This window comes from Nocardia colli (genome assembly GCF_008704205.1).
Lineage (GTDB): Bacteria > Actinomycetota > Actinomycetes > Mycobacteriales > Mycobacteriaceae > Nocardia > Nocardia colli.
Map to the genome: position 1 here is coordinate 1,134,497 of NZ_VXLC01000001.1, position 23,655 is coordinate 1,158,151.

General features: G+C 67.7%; 15 protein-coding genes. 11 read left to right on the top strand and 4 right to left on the bottom strand.

The genetic code is table 11. From position 1 onward, the window contains the following. The first annotated feature begins 80 nt into the window (after window positions 1–80). The 10 genes from F3087_RS05385 to F3087_RS05430 all read left to right on the top strand — a co-directional run bounded on the left by F3087_RS05385 (window position 81) and on the right by F3087_RS05430 (window position 18,153). Window positions 81–1,142 (top strand): alpha/beta hydrolase, encoded by a 1,062-nt coding sequence (locus tag F3087_RS05385; protein ID WP_150400591.1) that lies wholly within the window; start codon window positions 81–83, stop codon window positions 1,140–1,142. Between the two features lie 350 nt (window positions 1,143–1,492). Further along, window positions 1,493–2,500, top strand: a complete 1,008-nt coding sequence (locus F3087_RS05390) for an alpha/beta hydrolase (RefSeq protein ID WP_396897528.1) — start codon at window positions 1,493–1,495, stop codon at window positions 2,498–2,500. A 328-nt stretch (window positions 2,501–2,828) separates the two neighbouring features. Then, entirely contained in the window at window positions 2,829–3,863 is a 1,035-nt protein-coding gene (locus F3087_RS05395; RefSeq protein WP_375907805.1) for an alpha/beta hydrolase, read from the top strand. A 249-nt stretch (window positions 3,864–4,112) separates the two neighbouring features. Beyond that, on the top strand, window positions 4,113–5,918 hold the full coding sequence (locus F3087_RS05400) for an alpha/beta hydrolase-fold protein (RefSeq protein WP_150400593.1): 1,806 nt from the start codon (window positions 4,113–4,115) through the stop codon (window positions 5,916–5,918). A 265-nt stretch (window positions 5,919–6,183) separates the two neighbouring features. Continuing rightward, window positions 6,184–6,720: a DUF732 domain-containing protein gene (locus F3087_RS05405; RefSeq protein WP_191093774.1), complete on the top strand. Its 537-nt coding sequence runs from the start codon at window positions 6,184–6,186 to the stop codon at window positions 6,718–6,720. Then, window positions 6,711–7,703 carry a cutinase family protein gene (locus tag F3087_RS05410; protein ID WP_375908430.1) on the top strand — a complete coding sequence of 331 codons (993 nt, stop codon included), beginning with the start codon at window positions 6,711–6,713 and terminating at the stop codon, window positions 7,701–7,703. Before F3087_RS05405 ends, F3087_RS05410 begins: the two co-directional genes overlap by 10 nt. 191 nt (window positions 7,704–7,894) lie before the next feature. Then, window positions 7,895–8,914 carry an LLM class F420-dependent oxidoreductase gene (locus F3087_RS05415; RefSeq protein WP_150400595.1) on the top strand — a complete coding sequence of 340 codons (1,020 nt, stop codon included), beginning with the start codon at window positions 7,895–7,897 and terminating at the stop codon, window positions 8,912–8,914. Between the two features lie 191 nt (window positions 8,915–9,105). Continuing rightward, window positions 9,106–11,019, top strand: a complete 1,914-nt coding sequence (gene fadD32 / locus F3087_RS05420) for a long-chain-fatty-acid--AMP ligase FadD32 (protein WP_150400596.1) — start codon at window positions 9,106–9,108, stop codon at window positions 11,017–11,019. Between the two features lie 61 nt (window positions 11,020–11,080). After that, window positions 11,081–16,591 carry a polyketide synthase Pks13 gene (pks13, locus tag F3087_RS05425; protein WP_150400597.1) on the top strand — a complete coding sequence of 1,837 codons (5,511 nt, stop codon included), beginning with the start codon at window positions 11,081–11,083 and terminating at the stop codon, window positions 16,589–16,591. A gap of 17 nt (window positions 16,592–16,608) precedes the next feature. After that, a complete protein-coding gene (locus tag F3087_RS05430) occupies window positions 16,609–18,153 on the top strand; it encodes an acyl-CoA carboxylase subunit beta (protein WP_150400598.1) in 1,545 nt (514 codons plus the stop codon). A 59-nt stretch (window positions 18,154–18,212) separates the two neighbouring features. Here the strand turns inward: F3087_RS05430 and F3087_RS05435 are convergent, their stop codons facing one another. After that, a complete protein-coding gene (locus F3087_RS05435) occupies window positions 18,213–18,710 on the bottom strand; it encodes a peptidylprolyl isomerase (RefSeq protein WP_150400599.1) in 498 nt (165 codons plus the stop codon). A gap of 331 nt (window positions 18,711–19,041) precedes the next feature. Here F3087_RS05435 and F3087_RS05440 point away from each other — a divergent pair, with 331 nt between their 5' ends. Next, window positions 19,042–22,407 (top strand): arabinosyltransferase domain-containing protein, encoded by a 3,366-nt coding sequence (locus F3087_RS05440; RefSeq protein ID WP_150400600.1) that lies wholly within the window; start codon window positions 19,042–19,044, stop codon window positions 22,405–22,407. A gap of 96 nt (window positions 22,408–22,503) precedes the next feature. Here F3087_RS05440 and F3087_RS05445 read toward each other — a convergent pair whose 3' ends face one another. Genes F3087_RS05445 through F3087_RS05455 form a run of 3 tightly spaced genes read right to left on the bottom strand, consistent with a single transcriptional unit; the run spans window position 22,504 to window position 23,609 of the window. Beyond that, window positions 22,504–22,944 (bottom strand): type II toxin-antitoxin system VapC family toxin, encoded by a 441-nt coding sequence (locus F3087_RS05445; protein ID WP_150400601.1) that lies wholly within the window; start codon window positions 22,942–22,944, stop codon window positions 22,504–22,506. Further along, window positions 22,941–23,180, bottom strand: a complete 240-nt coding sequence (locus F3087_RS05450) for a hypothetical protein (protein WP_150400602.1) — start codon at window positions 23,178–23,180, stop codon at window positions 22,941–22,943. The genes F3087_RS05445 and F3087_RS05450 overlap by 4 nt, the downstream gene beginning before the upstream one ends. Window positions 23,181–23,207: 27 nt before the next feature. Next, on the bottom strand, window positions 23,208–23,609 hold the full coding sequence (locus F3087_RS05455; RefSeq protein ID WP_150400603.1) for a winged helix-turn-helix transcriptional regulator: 402 nt from the start codon (window positions 23,607–23,609) through the stop codon (window positions 23,208–23,210). Window positions 23,610–23,655: the final 46 nt, after the last annotated feature.

Sequence of the window (23,655 nt, forward strand, 5' to 3'; positions counted from 1 at the left end):
GCACTCAGTGTCCGCAGAGGGGGCCGGTAGAGATCGCCAGCTGTTTGCCCCCCGGCCGCCCGAACGAAAGGTCGAGTTAGATGCGAATTGCCCGCTGGAAAGGTAGATCCGGTACGTCCGGAGCGACTGGTTCGTGGGTGAAGCGATCCGCACTCGGGGTCGCCGTTGCGCTTTTGCTGCCCTTCGGTGTCGCGGCAGCAGGTAGTGGCGCCATCGCATCGGCGGGCATGGACCCCGGCGCGTTCGACTTCTGGGTCGATTCCGGCATGGGCCCGATCAAGACCCGCGTGCTGCGCGCCCGCGACGGCAACACCAACCGGGTCGCCTACGTGCTCGACGGCATGCGTGCGCCGGAGACGCTGAACGGCTGGGAGATCGAGACCAACGTTCCCGCGGTCCTGGCCGACGCGAACATCAACGTGGTCATGCCGGTCGGCGGCATGTCCAGCTTCTACGCCGACTGGAACGCGCCGAGCGAGCTGGCCGGCATCCCGGCGGGCACCGGCTCGTCCTCCGGTTCCGGCGCGCTGAACATCCTGGCCGCGGGCCCGGGCAAGAGCTACCGCTACCAGTGGGAGACCTTCCTGACCCGCGACCTGCGCAACGCGCTGCAGGAGCGGCTGGGCTTCAACCCGAACCGCAACGGCGTGTTCGGCCTGTCCATGGGCGGCAGCGCGGCGCTCACCCTGGCCGCGTACCACCCGGACCAGTTCAGCTTCGCCGGTTCGTACTCCGGCTACCTGAACATCTCCGCGCCGGGCATGCGCGAGGCGATCCGCATCGCCATGCTGGACGCGGGCGGCTACAACGTCGACTCGATGGCGCCGCCGTGGGGCCCGCAGTGGCTGCGCATGGATCCGTTCGTCTTCGCGCCGAACCTGGTGCGCAACGGCACCCGCCTGTGGATCGCCGCGGCCAGTGGCCTGCCGACGGCCAACGACGGCCCCAGCTTCAACACGCTGAACGGAATGGGCCTGGAGGCCTTGGCGTTGGCCAACACTCGCGCGTTCAACGTGCGGATGGCGACGCTGGGCGGCGGCAACACCGTCTACTCCTACCCGGCCTACGGCATTCACGCGTGGAACAACTGGACCGACGAGGCGTACCGGATGATTCCGGACATGTCCGCCAATATCGGCTGACGAATTCGTCGTACTTCGACCGCCCGGCGCTGCCAAGCGCCGGGCGGTCTGTTGTTTTTCACCCCGGTCCGCCGATATCCGCGCGATGATTGTCTGGTTGATCGCTGGCGAACAAATCGCGATCTTGTCGCGGCGCTGCCGTTCGGCTGGAACTCGGCATCGGCTAATCGCTGGTTGTTCGTCACGATCCGGCATCGCGCCGCGTTTTCCGACAGCTATTGCTCGAATAAGTGCTTATAGAAGAGCGATAGGCCCGGCGGCTTCACCAGGAAAGCCTTCGATGCCGAGTGTCGATCTACATGCACCACAGTTGCGGTCAACGGCGATCGCACGGGCGAAGGGTCGAATCGATGCGGTCTGGCGGAGTAAGCGGAACGGTTGCCGGTGTTCGTGAATCGATGGATCGCCGTTGGTTCCGGCGTTCGGTCGCGGGGTTGGCGCTGGCGCTCGTGCTGCCGCTCGGCGGCCTCGCCGCACCCGCTCAGGCCGGCTTCGACCCGAGCGGCCACGACTTCTGGGTCGACTCCAGCATGGGCCCGATCAAGACCAGGATCTTCCGTGCCCTGGACGGCAACACCCGCCGCGTGGTCTACGCGCTGGACGGCCTGCGCGCCCGCAACGACCTGAGCGGCTGGGAAGTCGACACCGACATCTCCAGGGTGCTGCCGCGCTGGAACATCAATGTGGTGATGCCGGTCGGCGGGCAGTCCAGCTTCTATTCGGATTGGATTGCGCCGAGCAATACCAACGGCCAACAGCAGCCTTATGCCTGGGAGAGCTTTCTCACCGAGAATCTGCGCTGGGCGTTGCGCGACCGGCTCGGCTTCAATCCGCGCGGCAACGGCGTGTTCGGCCTGTCCATGGGCGGCAGCGCCGCGCTCGCGCTGGCCGCCTACCATCCCGACCAGTTCCGTTATGCCGGTTCGTATTCCGGCTACCTGAACATTTCCGCGCCCGCCATGAAGGAGGGGCTGCGGCTGGCCATGCTGGACGCGGGCGGGTTCAACATCGACGCGATGTGGGGACCGCCATGGGATCCGCGCTGGCTGCGTAACGATCCGTTCATGTTCGCGCCACTGTTGCGCGACAACGGAACTCGGCTGTGGATCTCCTCCGGCAACGGGCTCAACGGTCCGCGTGACGTGATCAACGGCCCGGTCGACGTCTATCACCTCGGCAACGCGATGGCGCTGGAAACGATCGCGCTCGCCAACACCCGCAGCTTTGAAGCTCGGATTAACAGTCTCGGACCGAGCAACTCGGTGTTCGTCTACCCACCGGTAGGCGTGCACAGCTGGAACTACTGGCAGGACCAGGTGTTCCAGATGCTGCCCGACCTCAGCGCGAATTTAGGTTGAGCTGACACTTCCCGCCATCAGGTGAAAATTTGGGGTTCCGGCACGACAATCACCAGGGGAACGCGATAGGGTCACCGCACCATCACAGATTGCGTACGGGCGGATTTCGGCCACCAGGTTGCCTCGGTCTTGCTAAGGCCACGGGTGTCGAATATCGTCCAGCGAGCGCAAGTGTGACCAGATCGTTGTTTCGCAGTCGCCTGCGCCGGAATGTCGGGGTCCGGTGCGCGGCGGTGTGCGACTCGTTGGCAGCACTGGTGTGGTTGCGCCCCTCGCGGGTCGCCGACCGCACCACAACAGGCAGAAAAGCAGAAAGAGAGCAGGATTCATGCGTTTCGGCAGGGCGGCCGCGCCGATGAGAACGAAATCGGGACGGCGAGGCGCACCTCGTGGTTGGCGTAATCGAATTCTGGCTGTCGGTGCCGCTGCGTTGGCGCTACCGATCGCCGCCGGTGTGGCGGCCCCAATCGCCACTGCGGCGCCGGTGCACGCTCCGGTATTGCGTACCCCCGCAGGTGGATTCGAAGATCTGATGGTCCCGTCCAGCATGGGACCGATCAAGGTTCAGGTGCAGTGGGCATCGCGCGGCGGCAACGCGGCGCTCTACCTGCTCGACGGACTCCGGGCGCGCGACGATCGCAACGCCTGGTCGTTCGAGACGAACGCGCTGCAGCAGTTCGGCGGCGACAACATCACCCTGGTCATGCCGGTCGGTGGTCAGTCCAGCTTCTACACGGACTGGTACCAGCCGAGCAACCTGAACGGCCAGAAGGTCACCTACAAGTGGGAAACCTTCCTGACCAAGGAACTTCCGGCCTTCCTCGAGGGCTACGGCGTCTCCCGCACCAACAACGCGGTCGCCGGTCTCTCGATGGGTGGCAGTGGCGCGCTGGCGCTGGCCGCCTACCACCGCGACCAGTTCAAGTACGCCGCCTCCTACTCGGGCTACCTGAACATCTCCGCGCCGGGCATGCGTGAGGCGATCCGCGTCGCGATGCTGGACGCCGGCCGCTACAACGTCGACTCGATGGCCGCCCCGTGGAGCCCCGCGTGGCTGCGCATGGACCCGTTCGTGTTCGCGCCGCAGCTCAAGGGCCTGCCGATGTACATATCGGCGGCCAGCGGCCTGCCGGGTCAGTATGACAACCCGAACTCGGCCGTCGGTGTGTTCAACACCGGCAACGCGATGGCGCTCGAGGCGCTCTCGCTGGTGAACACCCGCGCGTTCCAGGCTCGCCTGGCCTCGCTCGGCATCCCGGCCACGTTCGACTTCCCGGCCCAGGGCACGCACTCCTGGAAGTACTGGGAGGGCGAGCTGTTCAAGTCCCGCAACGGCATCCTGGACGCCACCGGCGCCTGGTGATCGCTGCTTGACCCCACTCAGGCCGTACCCCTCGCGGGGTACGGCCTGAGTTGCGTTCGGCGCCGGATGCGTTGTGCGAGCTCGCAAAACGAACACGGCGGTTTTCTAATAGTGCGTGTCCTCCCCGGAACACGGCCCGCACGGGGGTAGAAAGCTCTTGTGGCAGGGATTCGGCGCGGCAGATGGGGGAGACGCGAGCGTCGTGGCGCTCGTCCGGCTCGCGGGCGGTTAGTGCTGCTCGCTACCGCCATGGTGATCCCGTTGGCGGCCGGTATCGCGCCGGCGTCCGCGCAACCTGCCCCCGCACCGGCGCCTGCCCCCGCAGCGCCGGAGGGCGCCGTTGCCCCGGCGACCATCCAGAAGGTGATCTGGCTGACCGACCGCCGGGTCGCCCTGTGGATCAATTCGCCGTCCATGGCGACCCCGGTCCAGGTGCAGCTGCTGCTCGCCCGGGACTGGGCCACCCGTCCCGACGCGCGCTTCCCGGTGCTGTACCTGCTCGACGGCCTGCGCGCCCAAGACGACGAGAGCGGCTGGACCAAAGACGCCGGCGCTGTCGACTTCTTCGCCGACAAGAACGTCACCGTGGTGCTGCCGATCGGCGGCCAGTCCAGCTTCTACTCCGACTGGATCCAGCCGAACAACGGCAAGAACTACAAGTGGGAAACCTTCCTGACCCAGGAACTGCCGCCGCTGCTCGAGGGCGACTGGCGGGCCACGGATGTCCGTGCCCTGGAAGGTCTTTCGATGGGCGGCACCGCGGCCATGTTCCTGGCCGCGCGCAACCCCGGCTTCGCCAAGTTCGCCGCGTCCTACTCCGGCTTCCTCACCACCACCACGATCGGCATGCCGCAGGCCATCCAGTTCGCCATGCGCGACGCGGGCGGCTTCGACACCGGCGCCATGTGGGGCCCGCCGACCAGCCCGGAATGGGCCGCGCACGACCCGTACACGCTGGCCGAGAAGCTGAAGGGGATCACCCTCTACGTCTCCAGCGGCAGCGGCGCCACCGGCCCGTTCGATCAGGCGTCCGGCATTCCCGGCGTGAGTACCAACTACGCCGGCATGGGCCTGGAGATCCTGTCCCGGCTCACCTCGCAGAACTTCGTCACCAAGCTCGGCCGGCTGGCCATCCCCGCCCAGGTGAATTACCGCCCGTCCGGGACGCATTCGTGGCCCTACTGGGACTTCGAGATGCGCCAGTCCTGGACCCAGGCCGCGGCCGCGCTCGGCGTCGACCCCGGCAAGACCGCCTGTACCGTCGGCGGCCAGATCGCCACCGTGGCCGCCGCGAACAACTGGCTCGGCGACTGCCTGTCCAGCGAATACCCCGTCGCCGGCGGCGTCGCCCAGGACTTCCGCTCCGGCCGGGTCTACTTCACCCCCGCCGGCGGCGCGCACCCCGTCGGCGGCATGATCGGCGGCGGCTACCAGGCCGCCCAGGGCGCCGCCGGACCGCTCGGCCTGCCCACCGGCGACGAACGCGGACTGCCCGACGGCAAGGGCCGCATGCAAACCTTCCAGAACGGCTCGCTCTACTGGACTCCGCAGACCGGCGCCCAGGTCGTCCGCGGCGCCATCCTCGACGAGTGGGGCAAGCAGGGCTACGAAGGCGGCCCCGCCGGCTACCCCGTCGCCCCCGAGGTCAAGACCCCCAACCGCGACGGCGCCGTCCAGTCCTTCGAAAACGGCCCGTTCTACTACAGCGCCAAGACCGGCGTACATCGAGTCCAGGGCATGGTCCTCGGCAAGTACGCCCAAATGGGTTACGAGAACAGCTTCCTCGGCTTCCCCCTCACCGAGGAACAACCCGCCAAAGACCTAGGCCGCTACAGCCGCTTCGAAGGCGGCAACATCTACTGGAGCCCCCTCTCCGGCACCTGGTCGGTAAAGAACGGCCCCATCATGGACGCCTGGCAGGTCCTCGGCTACGAAAACGGCAAACTCGGCTACCCCATCAGCGACGAGTTCCCCGTCCCCGGCGGCGTGCAGCAAAACTTCCAGACCGGCTTCATCGTCATCAAAGACGGAAAACCAGAAGTCCACGGCCTCTAATAGTTTGATCACTCCCACCCCGGGCTAACACCAGTCCGAGACTTACCCACCCGACTCAACCCCAACGGAGCGAGTCTTACGAGCGACCCGTTCGTGGCCCGTCTCGCGGCCGAGCTGTCGAAGCGCATGCGCCGCAGGCGCGAGTCTCGACAGCTCGGACGCGAGACACCCCGGGGCCACGAACCCGCCGCGGCCACGCGGCCAATAACACAGCTATGTTGGGGGGCGACCTCCCCCGTTTGCGAACAGATCGAGGACAGAATTCATGCAGAGGACCCGTGGCAAGGTATTCGGCGTTGTTGTGGCGATCGCCGCGACCGGCCTGCTCGCCGCCTGTGGCGGTAACGACTCGACCGCGTCGAGCACGCCGACGCTGACCCGCACCACCGCGGCCACGCAGCCGCCCGCGGCGTCCAGCAGCAGCGTGGATCCGGGCCAGCAGGCTCCGGCGCCCGCTCCGGCCCCGGCGTCCGATCAGCCGCCGGCCGAGACGGTGGCGCCCGAGCGGCCGCAGCCGATCGATACCCCGCCGCCGGCGGATACCTCGAAGCTCACCGACAAGGACAAGAAGTACCTCGATTCGCTCAAGCAGCAGGGGGTCACCCCGTCCACCCCGGATATCGCGCTGAGCGTGGCGAACTATGTGTGCCAGGGCACCGCGTCCGGTGCTTCCGATCAGGATCTGATGACCTTCGTGACCGCGATGGCCGGTTCCGATCCGTCCTTCGATCCGGCCAAGATGCCGGTGGAGAAGGCCGGGCAGGTTTACATCAGCGCCGCTAAGCAGACGTACTGCAAGTGAACGCACGCGGCGGTTCGGGAGCTCGCCGGTCCAGGCCGGCGGGTTGTCTCTTGCTGATCGGGATCCCGGTTCTGATCATCATCGTGGCGCTGTTGCTGTGGTACCTGCTCGCGGGTCTGCTGAAGCAGCCGAAGCCGGGTCCCAAGCCGCCGGAGGAGCCGACCTCGCAGTCGGCGGATTGCCCGGACGTGCAGATGATTTCGGTGCCGGGCACCTGGGAGTCGAACAGCAACGACGATCCGCACAACCCGACGGCGAATCCGGTGTCGTTGATGCTCAACGTCTCCAACCCGGTCGGCCAGCAGTTCCCGAAGGAACGGCTGGACGTGTACACCGTCCCGTACGTCGCGCAGTTCTCCAATCCGGTGGCGATCCCGCCGGACGGTCAGGCGTCCTACAACGCCAGCCGGACCGAGGGCACCCAGCGGATGGTCGACGCGATGGCCGCGCGCTACCGCGAGTGTCCGCTGACCACCTATGTGATCGCCGGGTTCTCCCAGGGCGCGGTGATCGCGGGCGACGTGGCCTCCGACATCGGCCAGGGCAAGGGCCCGGTGCCGGCGAACAAGGTGCTCGGCGTGACGCTGATTTCCGACGGCAGGCGCACCGGCGACACCGGTCCGGGCGAGGCCGTCCAGGTCGGCGCGGTGCCCGCGGGCGTCGGCGCGGAGGTCGCGCTCAAGGGCCTCAACGTTCCGGGCATCACGATGACCGGCCCGCGGCCCGGCGGTTTCGGCGAGCTGGCCCCGCGCACCTTCACCATCTGTGCCCAGGGCGATCTGATCTGTGACGCACCACGGCAGGCCTTGAGCCCGTTCAACATCATGGGCAGCGTCGGCGCCCTGGTGCGCGCGGCGGGCAACCCGGTGCACGCGCTCTACAACGGTTTCGTCGTCCAGGACAGCGGCGCGACCTCCACTCAGTGGACCGTCAACTGGGCGAACGGGCTGATCGAATCGGCGCCGCATCCGGCACATTCGTGAGATCTCACAGACAATGTTCCGGTCGGCACGCAGTACACCTAGTACTGCTCCGACAAGCGCGACTCCCATTGGGCAGGACGCTGTAAAGTGCCGCTGGTGATCGCGACGCAGGTAACACTCACTCCGCGTTCGGGGTAGGACCGCCCTGCACCGTCGCGCCCGAATTTCCTTACAGCCAGGAGCATGAGTTCATGACAGAAGCCGCCGCACCAGCCGGTGAGTTGACCGCGCTCGGTACGCCGCCGCGCAGCTTCCGCTTCGGGGCAGCAGGCGAGGGAAACAAGCAAGAGGGTGGCGCCCGTAAGTTCATCCAGACGGCGCAGCAGGCCGAGGAATACGGCTTCGACACCTTCTTCGTGCCGGATCACCTCGGTGATCAGATCGGCCCGATCGCGGCCCTCGGCGCGCTGACCCAGGCCACCGAGAAGATCCGGCTCGGAACGTCGGTGCTGGCCAACGGTTTCCGGCACCCCGTGGTGCTGGCCAAGGACCTGGCCACCATCGACGTGCTGTCCAAGGGCCGGCTCGAGGTGGGCGTCGGCGCGGGCTGGAAGCAGGACGAGTTCCTCGCCGCCGGCCTGCCGTACGAGACCCCCGGCATCCGGCTGGAGAAGCTGGACGAGACGCTGACCATCCTGGACGTGCTGCTGCGCGGCCAGGAGTGCACCTTCGAGGGCAAGTACTACCAGGTGCACGGGATCAAGGGCACGCCACGGCCGCGGCAGGGTCCGCGCCCGCCGATCTGCACCGGCGGCGGCGGCCCGAAGATGCTGCGACTGGCCGCCAAGCACGCCGACATCATCTCGATCGTGCCGGTGACCACCAAGAACGGTAAAGGCCTCTTGTCGGGGATCACCCTGGAGAAGACGATCGAGAAGGTGAACCTGATCCGCGAGGCCGCGGGCGACCGGTTCGCCGACATCGAGCTCAACTGGGCGATCACCGCCATCGTCATCACCGACGATCGCGAGAAGACCGCGGAGATGGCGCTTTCCGCGATCGAGCGAGGTCTGCACCCGGATCTCGAAGTGGACGTGAAGCTTTCGGTCGAGGACATCCTGAACTCGCCGTACGTGGCCATCGGCAGCTTCGAGGAAATCGCCGAGCAGATCCGTCGTGTGCGCCAACTCACCTCGATGTCCTATGTCGGGGTGTTTCCCACCCAGATGGACGCATTCGCCCCCGTTATTCCCCTGCTGCGAGACGAGTGAGCCGGGCTTCTCTGTAACATGACTCTGGTTTGAGTACATCTAGCCGATAGCGGTCACCGCGCAGACCGCCCAATAACTGCAGGCTGACTCGGGCACTTGGAGCCACCCGCGGGCGAAAGCGAGTCGGGGCCTCACAGGTAACTACGGCGTTGTCGCCGTCTTGCTGCGTGTGCCTCGGAGGAGAAGAAGGAATGGAAGAGACTTTCGACGACTACCTGGACGAGACCGGGAACATCCGAATTCCCGAGGATCACACCCTGGTCGATCACGTCGAGAAGCACACCCGGAACGACGCGAACACCCTGGCGTACCGCTACATCGATTACTCGCGTGAGCGTGATGGCGAGGCGCAGGAACTGACGTGGCGTGAGTTCGGCATTCGGCTGCGCGCGGTGGCCGCTCGACTGCAGCAGGTGACCAACCCGGGTGACCGGGTCGCGATCCTCGCGCCGCAGGGCCTGGATTATGTGATCTCCTTCTTCGCCGCGATCTACGCCGGCACCATCTCGGTGCCGCTGTTCGACCCGGACGAGCCAGGTCACACCGACCGCCTGCATGCCGTGCTGGCCGACTGCGAGCCCGCCGCCATCCTGACCGCCAGTTCGTCGGCGGCCGGTGTGCGGCAGTTCTTCCGGTCGCTGCCCGCGGCACAGCGTCCGCGGATCATCGCGGTGGACGCGATCCCGGACAGCGTCGGCGAGGGCTGGGTGCGCCCGGATATCGCCATCGACGACATCGCCTACCTGCAGTACACCTCGGGCTCGACCCGGACCCCGGCCGGTGTGGAGATCACCCACCGCGCGGTCGGCACCAACCTGCTGCAGATGGTCGACGCGATCAACCTGGACTGGAACTCGCGCGGCGTCACCTGGCTGCCGCTGTTCCACGACATGGGCCTGCTGACGGTGATCCTGCCCGCGGTCGGCGGCAAGTACATCACCATCATGTCGCCGAGCGCGTTCGTGCGCCGCCCGTACCGCTGGATCAAGGAACTCGCCGCGCAGTCCGACGGCGCCGGAACCTTCGCCGCCGCACCGAATTTCGCGTTCGAGCACGCCGCCGCGCGTGGCTTGCCGAAGAATGGCGAGTCGCTGGACCTATCCAATGTGATCGGCCTGATCAACGGCAGCGAGCCGGTGACGACCACCTCGATGAAGAAGTTCAACGAGGCGTTCGCGCCGTACGGCCTGCCCAAGACCGCGATCAAGCCGTGCTACGGCATGGCAGAGGCGACGCTGTTCGTCTCGGCGACCAAGGCCGAGGACGAAGCCAAGGTCGTCTACGTCGATCGCAACGAGCTCAACGCCGGCCGGATGGTCAAGGTCGAGCAGGGCACGGAGAACGCCATCGCGCAGGTCTCCTGCGGTTACGTCGCGCTGTCGCAGTGGGCCGTGATCGTCGATCCGGAGACCGTCGAGGACGACGGCGGGCACGAGCAGCCCGACGGCCGGGTCGGCGAGATCTGGCTGCACGGCAACAACATGGGCATCGGTTACTGGGGTCGCCCGGACGAAACGTCGGCCACCTTCCAGAACAAGGTGCCGCATCGGTTGACCGAGGGCAGCCACGCCGAGGGCACCGACCGCGACGCCAACTGGATGCGCACCGGTGACTACGGCGTGTACCTGGACGGCGAGCTGTACATCACCGGGCGGGTGAAGGACCTGGTGATCGTCGACGGCCGCAACCACTACCCGCAGGATCTCGAGTTCTCCGCGCAGGAGTCCTCGAAGGCGCTGCGCCCCGGCTTCATCGCCGCGTTCTCGGTGCCGGCGAACCAGCTGCCCGCGCTCGTCTTCGACCAGGGCAGCCATTCCGGCCTGAAGTTCGACGCCGACGACGCCTCCGAGCAGCTCGTGATCGTGGCCGAGCGCGGCCCCGGCGCGGGCAAGGCGGATCCGCTGCCGATCGCCGACGAGGTACGGGCCGCGGTGGCCTCGCGGCACGGTGTCACCGTTCGAGATGTACTGCTGGTCCCCGCGGGTTCCATCCCGCGTACCTCCAGCGGCAAGATCGCCCGGCGGGCCTGCAAGGCCGCCTACCTCGAGGGAACGCTGCGGGGTGGTTACACCCAGCAGGCGTTCCCCGATGCACCGGAAGAGTAATTGCCCAGGGGTGGCCTCGGACGCCGACACCCGGTACGCAGACAGGTAGCTTGAGGAATTGATGGCTGACAACGAGGGCACGTCCACCACGACCGAATCCCTGCCCGCCGACGCGGACGCCGAACAGGCTTCCGCGCAGGTGGTCGCCGCCTCCACCCCCGGCGGCGCACAGACCGACATGACGGTCTCCGAGCTGCGGGATTGGCTGCGCAACTGGGTCGCCGAGGCGATCAATCAACCGGTCGAGCAGATCACCGTCGACCGGCCGATGGAGGAGTTCGGGCTCGCCTCGCGCGACGCCATCGCGCTGGTCGGTGACATCGAGGAGCTGACCGGCGTCGTGCTCACCGCGACCGCCTACTTCCAGCATCCGACGATCGCCTCGCTGGCCGAGATGGTCATCAACGGTGAGCCGGAGCCGGTCGAGGACGCGTCCGGCGACGCCTTCTATACCGAGGGCTACCAGCCGGGCGAGGCGCACGACATCGCCATCGTCGGCCTGTCCACCCGGCTGCCCGGCGCGGGCGACACCCCGGAATCGACCTGGGAATTCCTCATCGGCCGCGGCGACGCGATCCGTGAGCTGCCCGAAGGCCGCTGGGAGGAGTTCGCCAGCAACCCCGCGGCGGCGAAGGCCATCGCGGAGGGCAACACGCTCGGCGGCTACCTCGACCAGGACGTGGTCAAGGGCTTCGACGCGGAGTTCTTCGCGATGTCGCCCCTGGAGGTCGAGCGGGTCGATCCGCAGCAGCGCCTGATGATGGAGCTGACCTGGGAAGCGTTGGAGCACGCCCGAATTCCGGCGAGCGAGCTCAAGGGGCAGCCGGTCGGCATGTTCGTCGGCTCGTCCACCAGCGACTTCATGCTGATCTCCGCGCTGGGGCTCGGCGCCGAGCAGGGCCCGAACGTACCCGCGTCCGCGCAGGCGTACGGCATCATGGGCAGCTCGAACGGCATCATCGCGAACCGGATCTCCTACTTCTTCGACTTCCGCGGCCCGTCGGTCACCGTCGACACCGCGTGCTCGTCGACCATCGTCGCGGTGCACCAGGCGGTGCGCGCGCTGCGTGACGGCGATGCCGATGTGGCACTGGCCGGCGGCGTGAACATGATCCTGGCGCCGATGGCCACCCTCGGCTTCGACATGGGCGGCGGCGTCGCCAAGAACGGCCGGATCAAGGCCTTCTCCGCCGATGCCGACGGCATGGTCCGCTCGGAGGGCGCGGGCGTGTTCGTGCTCAAGCGCCTCGCCGACGCCGAACGTGACGGCGATCGAATCATGGCCGTGATCAAGGGTTCCGCGGTCAACAACGACGGCCGCTCCAACGGTCTGCTCGCGCCGAACCCCGACGCCCAGGCCGACGTGCTGCGCCGGGCGTACCGGGACGCGGGCATCGTGCCGTCCACCGTCGACTACATCGAGGCGCACGGCACCGGCACCCCGCTCGGCGATCCGATCGAGGCCGACGCGCTGGCCAAGGTGGTCGGTCGCGGTCGCGACGAGGACAAGCCCGCGCTGCTCGGTTCGGCCAAGACCAACTTCGGCCACCTGGAGTCCGGCGCGGGTGTGGCGAGCCTGGCCAAGGTGCTGATGGGCTTGCAGCACAACGTCATTCCGCCGAACATCAACTACGCGGGCCCCAACCCGTACATCCCGTGGGATCAGTCGCGGCTGAAGGTCGTCGTCGAGCCCACGGAGTTCCCGCGCTACAGCGGCACCGCCACCGTCGGCATCTCCGGCTTCGGCTTCGGCGGCACCAACGCGCATGTCGTTGTGCAGGAATACGTTCCGGCTTCGGCCCAGGTCGCGGCAATCGCTGAACCCGTGGTCGAGGCCGCGGCGGTCGATTCCGCCGCCGCGCTCGACGCCGAACTCGAGGACGAGACCACCGACGTGATCGCGGAAGCGGACGCGGTCGTCGAAGCGGCCGAGGCAGACGACGAAATCGGTGCAGACGTGCGGCGGGCCGGGGTTGCAGACCTGGGACCTGCAGTCGCGGAGGCGGAAGCCGTGGTCCCGGTCGCGGAAGTCGTTGCGCCCGTGGCGGAATGGACCGAAGAGCGGACCGAGCCGCTGCCGGTGATCCTGCCGGTCTCCGGTTATCTGCCCTCGCGCCGCCGCAGGGCCGCCGCCGAACTGGCCGACTGGCTGGAATCCGAAGCGGGACGCGACGTTTCGCTCGAGGACGTGGCCCGATCGCTGGCCAAGCGCAGCCACTGGCGTTCGCGCGGCGTGGTGCTCGCCGCGACCCACGACGAGGCCGTCACCGGCCTGCGCGCCATCGCGGCGGGCAAGCCGGGCGCCGGGGTGTTCACCGCCGACGCGCCCGCGGTCATGGGACCGGTCTGGGTGCTCTCCGGTTTCGGTGCGCAGCATCGCAAGATGGCCAAGCGGCTCTACCTGGAGAATTCGATCTTCGCAACGGCCGTCGACGAGGTCGACGTGCTGGTGGAGGACGAGGCCGGCTACTCGATCCGCGAGCTGTTCCTCGATGACAGCCAGGACTACAACGTCGGCACCTCGCAGGTCGGCATCTTCACCATCCAGATCGGCCTGGCCGCGGTGCTGCGGGCGCACGGCGCGCAGCCCGACGCGGTGGTCGGCCACTCGATGGGTGAGGTCGCCGAGGCCTACATCGCCGGTGGCCTGCCGCTCGAGGACGCGGTGCGGGTGATCTGCGCGCGCTCGCGCCTGATGTACGAGGGCGAGCAGATGATCACCGACGACGACGTGCGCAACATGGCGCTCGTCGAGAAGAGCGCCGAGGACATCGAGGCGCTGCTCGCCGACTACCCGGACGTCGAGGTGGGCGTGTACGCGGCGCCGACCAACACGGTGATCGGCGGCCCGCAGGCGCAGGTCGAGGCGATCGTGGCGCGGGTCGAGGCGGAGGGCAAGTTCGCCCGGATACTGCAGACCCGCGGCGCGGGCCACACCTCACAGATGGATCCGCTGCTCGGCGAACTGGCCGCCGAACTGGCCGGCATCGAGCCGACCAAGCTGAAGACCGGCCTCTACTCGACCGTGCACAAGGGCGAGTTCTACCGCCCCGGCAGCGATCCGGTGCACAACGAGGACTACTGGGTCAAGAACATGCGCGGCAGCGTCTACTTCACCAACGCGGTGAAGATGGCGGTCGATGCCGGGCACACCACCTTCCTCGAACTCGCGCCGAATTCCGTTGCGCTGATGCAGGTTCTCGGCACCACCTTCGCCGCGGGCCTGCACGACGCACAGCTCATCCCGACGCTCAAGCGCAAGGAAGACGAGGCCGCCGGTGTGATCGGCGCGCTGGCCCAGCTGTACGTGCACGGGCACAAGGTCGACCTGTCCTCGCTGCTGACTCCGGGCGACTACGCCGACGTTCCGCGAACCAAGTTCGTGCGCAAGGAGTTCTGGCCGAAGGTCTCGCTGGCCGCCACCGGGAACACCGGGGCGCCGGGCGCGCACGTGGCGCTGCCGGACGGCAGGCACGCGTGGGAGGTGCAGGCCGCGTCGGCGGGCGACCTCGTCGCGCTGGTGAATGCCGCTGCGGCACAGGTGCTCAGCGATGTCACGCTGGGTGCTTCGATCGCCCACGGCGCCGTTCCGTCCGCGGGCACGCTGACCACCACGCTCACCCCGCACCCCGGTGGTGCGTCGGTGCAGGTGCACGCCAAGGACGGCGCGACCTTCCGGCTGCTGTTCGACGCGGTGGTCACCTCCGGTGCGCCGCTGCCCGAATCCGTTGCGGCCGAGGCTGTTCCGGCCGCCGCCGCGCTCGAGCCCGCGGGCGACGCGGACCTGGAGGTCGTGGAGACCTTCGGTGACCGGTGGGATCCCGACGGCAGCCAGTCGCTGGACGACCGGCTCGCGCTGATCGTCGCCGAGTCCATGGGTTACGCGGTCGAGGACCTCCCGATGGAGATCCCGCTGATGGAGCTGGGCCTGGATTCGCTGATGGCCATGCGGATCAAGAACCGCGTCGAGTACGAGTTCGACATCCCGCAGTTGCAGATCCAGGCCGTGCGCGACGCCAACCTCAACGAGGTCGGCAAGGTGCTGCGCTACGCCGTCGAGCATCGCGAAGAGATGCAGGCGGTCGCCGCGCGGCAGGCCGCGGGTGAAGAGATCGTGGTCGACGGCGGATTCATCGCCGCCGCGCGCGCGGCGGTCGAGGCCGGTGCGGACCCCGCCGAGGCGGTCGCGAAAGCGGCTGCCACGGAAGGTGTTTCGCTGGACATCGAGACCACGTCGGTGCAGGCGGAGGCCGCGGAGATCGTCGCCGAGGCCGAAGCGGCCGCGGGCATCACCGATGCCGGGCCCGCGACGGCGCCCCCCGCTCCGGTGTCGGCCGAGCAGGCCGCCGCGGCGGAGGCGAAGGAGTCGGCCATCGAGCAGTCGCTCGACAAGGTGGACACCACCGTGATCGGCGCGGCCGAGGAACTCACGGCGCAAGCGGCCCCCGCCCCGGCAACGCCGGTCTTCGGTGCGCCGTCCGCGGCCGACGAGGACGACGTGCCACCCCGCGACGCCGCCGAGCGCCTGACCTTCGCCACCTGGGCGATCGTCACCGGCAAGTCGGCGGGCGGCATCTTCAACACCCTGCCGATCCTCGAGGAGGAGGTCGCCGAGAAGCTGGCGGAGCGGCTCACCGAGCGGGTCAAGGCCGAGGTCACAGTCGACGACGTGCTCGACTGCGAGACCATCGAGCAGCTCGCCGACGTGGTGCGCAATCTGCAGGACAGCGGGGCCGACGTGGACGGGTTCATCCGGCCGCTGCGGGCGCGCGAAGCGGGCTCGAATGCCGTGCCGGTCTTCGTGTTCCACCCGTCCGGCGGCAACACGCTGGTCTACGAACCGCTGTTGAAGCGGCTCCCGGCGGGCACCCCGATGTACGGCTTCGAACGCGTCGAGGGCGACATCCTGGAGCGGTCGCAGCAGTATGTGGCCGAGCTGCGCAAGATCCAGGGTGACGGCCCGTACGTCCTCTACGGCTGGTCGCTCGGCGCGGTGTTCGCGCTGCAGGTCGCCCAGCTGCTGCGGGCCGACGGCGCCGATGTGCGCAATGTCGGCCTGATCGACCTGGCGCTGCCGGTTGCGGACGAGGACAACAGCCCCGAGGAGCGGGTGCGCCGCATCGAGCGCTATCAGGTCTTCGCGAAGAAGACCTACGGCGTCGAGGGCGAGCTCGACCGTGAACAGCTGGAGACGCTGGCCGCGGCTTCCGACGAAGAGCAGTTCAAGATGATCAGCGACCTGGTCAAGATGAGCGGTACCAAGATTCCCGGCGGCGTGCTCGAACATCAGCGCACCTCGTGGATCGAGAGCCGGCACCTGGCCAAGACCACGCCGACCCGTTACGACGGCGATGTCGTGCTCTACCTCGCCGATCGTTATCAGGACGGCATGATCGAGCTGGAACCCCGTTTCGCCGATCGGCGCCCGAATGGTGGTTGGGACGAATACATTCCAAAGCTCGAGGTCATCCACATCGCGGGCGACCACCTGCAGATCGTCGACGAACCGCGGATCGGAAAGATCGGAGCCGACCTCACCGCGAAGCTTGCGGTGATAACCCCTCAGGGGTGACTGACGAAAGGGGCCACGTGAGCACGACTGCTGAGAAGCTCGCCGACCTGCGTAAAAGATTGGATCTCGCGCAGGAACCGGCGGGCGAAGCGGGAGTGGCGAAGCGGGCGAAGAAGGGCATCCCCAGTGCCCGTGACCGGATCAACATGCTGCTCGATCCGGGCACCTTCGTGGAAATCGGTGCGCTGGTGCGTAAGCCGGGTGACCCGACCGCGCTGTACGGCGACGGCGTGGTCACCGGGCACGGCCTGGTCGAGGGCCGGCCGGTGGCGGTGTTCTCGCACGACCAGACCGTCTACGGCGGTTCGGTCGGCGAGATGTTCGGCCGCAAGGTCGCCGGGATCATGGAGTACGCGGCCAAGGTCGGCTGTCCGGTGGTCGGCATCAACGATTCCGGCGGCGCGCGCGTGCAGGAGGCGGTGACCTCGCTGGCCTGGTATGCCGAGCTGGGCCGGCGGCAGGAGCCGTTGTCCGGTCTGGTGCCGCAGATTTCGATGATCCTCGGCAAGTGCGCCGGCGGCGCGGTGTACGCCCCGATCAACACCGACGTGGTGGTGGCGACCGAAGAGGCGTACATGTTCGTCACCGGCCCCAAGGTGATCCGCGAGGTCACCGGCGAGGACGTGAGCCTCGAGGAGCTCGGCGGCGCGCAGAGCCAGGCGGAGTACGGCAACATCCATCACGTCGCGCCGGACGAGAAGTCGGCGTTCCAGTGGGTGCGCGACTACCTGAGCTTCCTGCCGACCAGCTGTCAGGAACTGGCGCCGATCGTGAACCCCGGCCTGGAGCCGGAGCTCACCGACAGCGACCGGGAACTGAATTCCCTGGTGCCGGACTCGGACAACGCCGCCTACGACATGCACGACATCCTGCTGCGGATCTTCGACGACGGCGGTTTCCACGAGGTCGGCGCGACCGCGGGCCGCAACGTCATCACCGGCTTCGCCCGGGTCGACGGTCGTCCGGTCGGCGTGGTGGCGAACCAGCCGATGGTCTACGCGGGCGCGCTGGACGCCAGGGCCTCGGACAAGGCGGCGCATTTCGTGCGGCTGTGCGACGCGTTCGAGATCCCGCTGGTCTTCGTCGTCGACACCCCCGGCTTCCTGCCGGGCGTGGAGCAGGAGAAGATCGGCGTGATCAAGCGCGGCGGCCGGTTCCTGTTCTCCTACGTGGAGGCGACCGTGCCGAAAGTGACTGTCGTGATTCGCAAGTCGTACGGCGGCGGCTACGCGGTGATGGGCTCCAAGCAGCTCGGCGCCGACGTCAACCTGGCCTGGCCGACCGCGCGCATCGCGGTGATGGGCGCGGAGAGCGCGGTGAGCCTGATCGGCGGCAAGCAGATCGCGGCCGCGCCGGAGGACCAGCGGGCGGCCATGCGCCAGCAGATGATCGACTTCTACAACGCCACCATGGCGACGCCGTGGGTGGCCGCCGAGCGCGGCTACATCGACGCGGTGATCGAGCCCGCCAACACCCGGTTGGAGCTGCGCAAGGCCTTGCAGTTGCTGCGGGACAAGTCGCTGGCGCGCAATCCGCGCAAGCACCACCTGCTGCCGCTGTAATACCGGAATCGGGCCGCATCCCGTTGGGGCGCGGCCCGATTCACCCGAGTCGGGCTACCTCAGCCGAGGCTGGCGGATTCGATCACGACGTCGTCGGTCGGCACGTCCTGGTGCCCGCCCGCGCTGCCGGTGGACACGGCGGCGATCTTGTCGACCACCTCGGTGCCCTCGACGACCTTGCCGAACACCGTGTAGCCCCAGCCGGACGGGGTCGGCGCGGAGTGGTTCAGGAAGGCGTTGTCGGAGACGTTGACGAAGAACTGCGCGGTCGCCGAGTGCGGGTCGTTGGTGCGCGCCATCGCCACGGTGTACTTGTCGTTCTTCAGGCCGTTGTTGGCCTCGTTCTGGATCGGCGCCTGCACGCCCTTCTGCCGCAGGCCGCGCTCGAAGCCGCCGCCCTGAATCATGAAGCCGGGAATGACGCGGTGGAAGATGGTGCCGTTGTAGTGACCCGCGTTCACATAATCCACGAAGTTCTGCACCGTGTTCGGCGCCTTCTGGTCGTCAAGTTCCAGGACGATCGGTCCGTAATTCGTCGTGAGATTCACCTTGGTCATACCCACACCTTGCCAGCCCGCCACCGCCCGCCTTTTGCCGGTCTCGAGATACGGCCGGGCCCTGTGATGTTTGTCCAGGTCGGGGCGCGCAAAGTTCATTTCGTATTTCAATTGATCTAGAAACGGCAACTGATCTCGGGAGAAGCCGGGTAACTCGGCGGGTACGCCGCCGACGCGATTCGGAACTTATCCGCCGGCGGCCGCGAAACTTACTGCGCACCTAAGTCGGCCTAAAGACGCGCGGCGGCGGGGAGCTCGACCTAAAGACTCGTTGACGCGGACTAGCCTGGCCTCGAGACGTGGCGGGGCGCTACAGCTAGCATTGCCAATCGTGCCCGACGCCGCTACTGCTGTCCTGACGAAACCGCCCGCCGTGCCAGCGGCCTCTTCGGCCGATTTCCGCACCGCGCGAATAATCGCGCTGGTCGCCGGATTGCTCGGCGCGCTGTTCGCCTTGGCCACCCCGTTCCTGCCGGTGACCCAGACCACCGCGCAACTGAACTGGCCGCAGGACGGCAAGCTCGGCAATGTGCAGGCCCCCTTGATGTCTCAGGTCCCGATCGACCTGAGCGCCAGCATTCCGTGCAGCGCGGTCGCGCAGCTGCCGGAGCGCGGCGGCATGCTGCTGGCCACCGCGCCGCCGCAGGGCGACCGAGCCGCGTTGGAGGCGTTGTTCATCCGGGTGTCCGACACCTCGGTGGACGTGGTCGACCGCAACGCGGTGGTGGTGTCGGCGCCGCGGTCGGACATGGACCGCTGCTCGGCGCTGGTGCTGACCTCCGACAACCAGAGCACGCACGCGGAGTTCACCGGCCTCACCCGGATGATCGACGACCCGAAGGCGCCGGCCGGTAGCGGGCAGCAGATCGAGGTCCCGGTCGAGGGCACCATGAACAGCGACCTGCGTCCGCAGGTGGTCGGCGTCTTCTCCGAACTCAAGGGCGCGGTGCCGGACGGGCTGTCGTTCAAGATGACCGTGGATACCCGCTTCTCCAGCAGCCCGACCGCGATCAAGCTGATCGCGATGATCGCGGCGGTGCTGTGCACCCTGGTCGCGCTCGCGGCGCTGGCCCGGCTCGACGGCAGTGACGGGCGCGGGCACCGCCGCTTCCTGCCGTCCAACTGGCTGAAGCCGACCTGGGCCGACGGCGCGATCATCGGCACGCTGCTGGTCTGGCACTTCGTCGGCGCCAACACCTCCGACGACGGCTACATCCTGAGCATGGTGCGGGTCGCGCCGCACGCGGGCTACATGGCCAACTACTTCCGCTGGTACGGCGTGCCGGAGGCGCCGTTCGGCTGGTACTACTACGTGATCCAGCTGTTCGCGGAGTTCTCCACCGCGAGCGCGTGGGTGCGGGTGCCCGCGTTGCTCTGCGCCATCCTCTGCTGGATGGTGATCAGCCGCGAGGTGGTGCCCCGGCTCGGCCGCGGCGTGCGCAACAGCAAGGTTGCGCTGTGGACCGGCGGCCTGGTGTTCCTCGCGTTCTGGCTGCCGTTCGACAACGGCCTGCGCTCGGAGCCGATCGTCGCGCTCGGCGCGCTGCTCACCTGGGTGTCGATCGAGCGGGCCATCGCGACCGGGCGGCTGCTGCCCGCGGGCGTCGCGGTCCTGGTCGCGGCGTTCACCCTGGCGGCCGCGCCGACCGGCTTGATGTGTGTGGCGGCGTTGCTCGCCGGTATCCGTCCGCTGGTGCGGATCGTGGTGCGCAAACGACGGCAGTTCGGCTCCGACGGGGCGAAGTGGTGGTCCACGCTGCCGCTGCTCGCGCCGATCGCCGCGGCCGGGCTGCTGGTGCTGATCGCGGTGTACACCGACCAGACCTTCGCCGGCATCCAGGAGGCCAACCGGGTGCGTCAGGTGACCGGGCCGAACCTGGCCTGGTACGAGGACTACCTGCGCTACTACTACCTGTTCGTGGAGACCGTCGACGGCTCGCTGGCCCGCCGGTTCGCCTTCCTGGTGATGCTGCTGTGCCTGTTCACCACGATGCTGGTGTTGTTGCGGCGCAGGCAGGTTCCGGGCATCGCGAGCGGGCCGACCTGGCGGTTGATGGGCGTCGTCTTCGGCACCATTTTCTTCATGATGTTCAACCCGACCAAGTGGACGCACCACTTCGGCGCGTACGCGGGCATCGCCGGTTCGCTGGCCGCGGTCACCGCGGTCACCGCGGTCGCGGTCTCGGCGTCGGCGCTGCGCGCGCGGAAGAATCGCGCGATCTTCCTGGCCGGGCTGTTGTTCGTGCTCGCGCTGTCGTTCTCCGGCATCAACGGCTACTGGTACGTGTCCAGCTTCGGCGTGCCGTGGTTCGACAAGCGGATCTCGCTGCACGGCTACCAGTCCAACACCCTGATGCTCGGGTTGTTCGGTCTGGCACTGGCTTTGGTCGCCTGGCACTCGTTGCGCGAGGGCTACGCGAAACCGGAGGCCTCGCCGAAGTCGGCGCGGGGCAAGCGGATTCGCAAGTTCGCCGCCATCCCGCTGACCGTCGTCGCCGCGCTGATGGTGCTGCTCGAGGTGCTCTCGCTGGTCAAGGGCGCGGTCTCGCAGTACCCGGCCTATTCGATCGCCCGGTCGAATCTGGACGCGATCGGCGGCAGCAGTTGCGGTCTCGCCAATGACGTTCTGGTCGAACAGAATCCGAACGGCGGCGCGTTGCAGCCGATCGCCGATCCGGCCCACCCGCTGACCGACCCGAACGACCCGCTGGCCGGCGTCGACCCGGTCGGCTTCGATCCGAACGGCGTGCCGAACGACCTGTCCGCCGACAGCGTCGAGGTGAAGCCGGGCACCGGCAACACCTCCACCCAGTCGGTCGGCGCCGCGTTCGCCGAGGGACAGAGCGCGGGCACCGGCGGTGGCCAGGGTGCGCGCGGCGTCAACGGCAGCACCGTGGCCCTGCCCTTCGGCCTGGACCCGGCGACCACGCCGATCCTCGGCAGCTACCAGAGCGGGGTGCAGCAGCCCGCGCACCTCACCTCCAGCTGGTACGGGCTCGCGCCGCGGTCGGAGGACAAGCCGCTCGTGGTGATCTCCGCGGCCGGCCGCATCCTGTCCGTGGACGACACCGGCGACACCAAGTACGGCCAGTCGCTCACCGTCGACTACGGCAAGCACCTGCCGGACGGCAGCGTCGAGAAGCTCGGCACCTATCTGCCGCGCGACATCGGCCCGTTCCCGTCCTGGCGTAACCTGCGCGTCCCGCTCGCCGAGATCGCGCCGGACGCCGACGCGGTGCGCATCGTCGCCAACGACCCGATCCTGATCGGCGACCAGTGGCTGGCGTTCACCCCGCCGCGGATGCCGAAGTTGCAGTCGCTCAACACCTTCATCGGTTCCGAGCAGCCGGTCCTGGAGGACTGGGCCGTCGGCCTGCAATTCCCCTGCCAGCGCCCGCTCTATCACAAGAACGGCGTCGCCGAGGTCCCCGGCTACCGCATCCTGCCCGACCGCCCGCTCGCCATCAGCTCCACCAACACCTGGCAGGCCGAAGAATTCGGCGGCCTCCTCGGCTTCGCCCAAATGCTGGCAAAGTCCGTGACGGTCCCGACCTACCTCAAGGACAACTGGGCCCGCGACTGGGGCTCCTTGGAGCGCTACGACCAATACGACCGCTCCGCCACCCCCGCAAAGCTCGAAACCGGCACCACCACCCGCTCCGGCTTCTGGTCCCCCGGCCAACTCCGAGTGTTCTAGACACCACCGAACAACCGCAGGCCCGTCGCGAAGGCACCAGCCTCCCCGACGGGCCTGCGGTTGTTGGGTTTCGAATAGGAGTTGTGATGAACAGGTCTAGCGTCGTTGGTGCCGAGCCAACTGCTCTTCGCCTGGCAGCAGAGTGAACGCGGCACAGTGCTTGGGCACGATCTGGCGGAAATGGCGGTGGTCGAGCGTAGCCACGGTGGTTACCCCGAGACGTTCGGCAACCGCGACCACCGATGCGTCAGCTGCTCCGAGCGGAAAGCCGCCATACTGAATGACCAATTCGGCCATGCGTCCGAAGTCGGACGAGGTCAGCGGTTCGACCTGTAGTTCCTCCGCGGCCAGGGCGCGTAAGAACTGTGCCTCGGCCTGTGGCCCAAGCCTGGCGAGCATGTAGCAGACCTCGGTCACGATTGTGCTGGGCACAATCAGCGGGCCAGGCGCGTCGGCGAGCGCGGCTGTACAGGCTATGTGCTCGCTGTCCTTGCTGTTCGCAATGGCCAGGAGCGGGCCGGTATCGCAAATGATCACGCACCACCGCCGAGTTCGCGCCGGAGTACCTCCTGGGATGTGGTGGCAAAGTCCGGTGCGGCCTCGACTGTTCCGGTGAAAGACAGACGGCGTGCCGGGGTGGTCGGATGTTGTTCGGTAGGCCGACCGTGGCTGGCGACCAAACGCAGCACAACGGGTCGCAGGTCCCGCTGCTCGTCTTCGGTTAGTAGCCGAACTAGCGCGGGCAGGTCCATGTCGTCGAATGCCGCGGTCATGGGTCAAGACTATCGTTCGCGAACCTGCTACGCCCGGTCATTGTCATAGCGGGCTTGGGCTTGGTGGACGTCGGGTATGTGTTGGTCGGCCCAGGACTTGATGGCTTGCATGACTGGTTTGAGACTTTGGCCTAGTTCGGTCAGTTCGTAGTCGACGCGGACTGGGACTGCTGCGGTTACGCGGCGGTCGAGGAGGCCGTCGCGTTCCAGGGTGCGCAGGGTTTGGGTGAGCATCTTGGGGCTTACGCCGGCGATCTTGCGGTTGAGTTCGGCGTAGCGGAGGGGGCCGTCGGCCAGGGCGCCGAGGATGAGGCTGACCCATTTGTCGCTGATGCGGTCGAGCAGCAGCCGAGCGGGGCAGTCCGCCAGGTAGGCGTCGTATTGGTCTTTTGCCTGTTCACGGCGTTGAGCCGCAGTGGTTGTCGGCATGTGCTCACCTCGCTGTCCGCTACGCACTCTCAGGTAACTACTACCT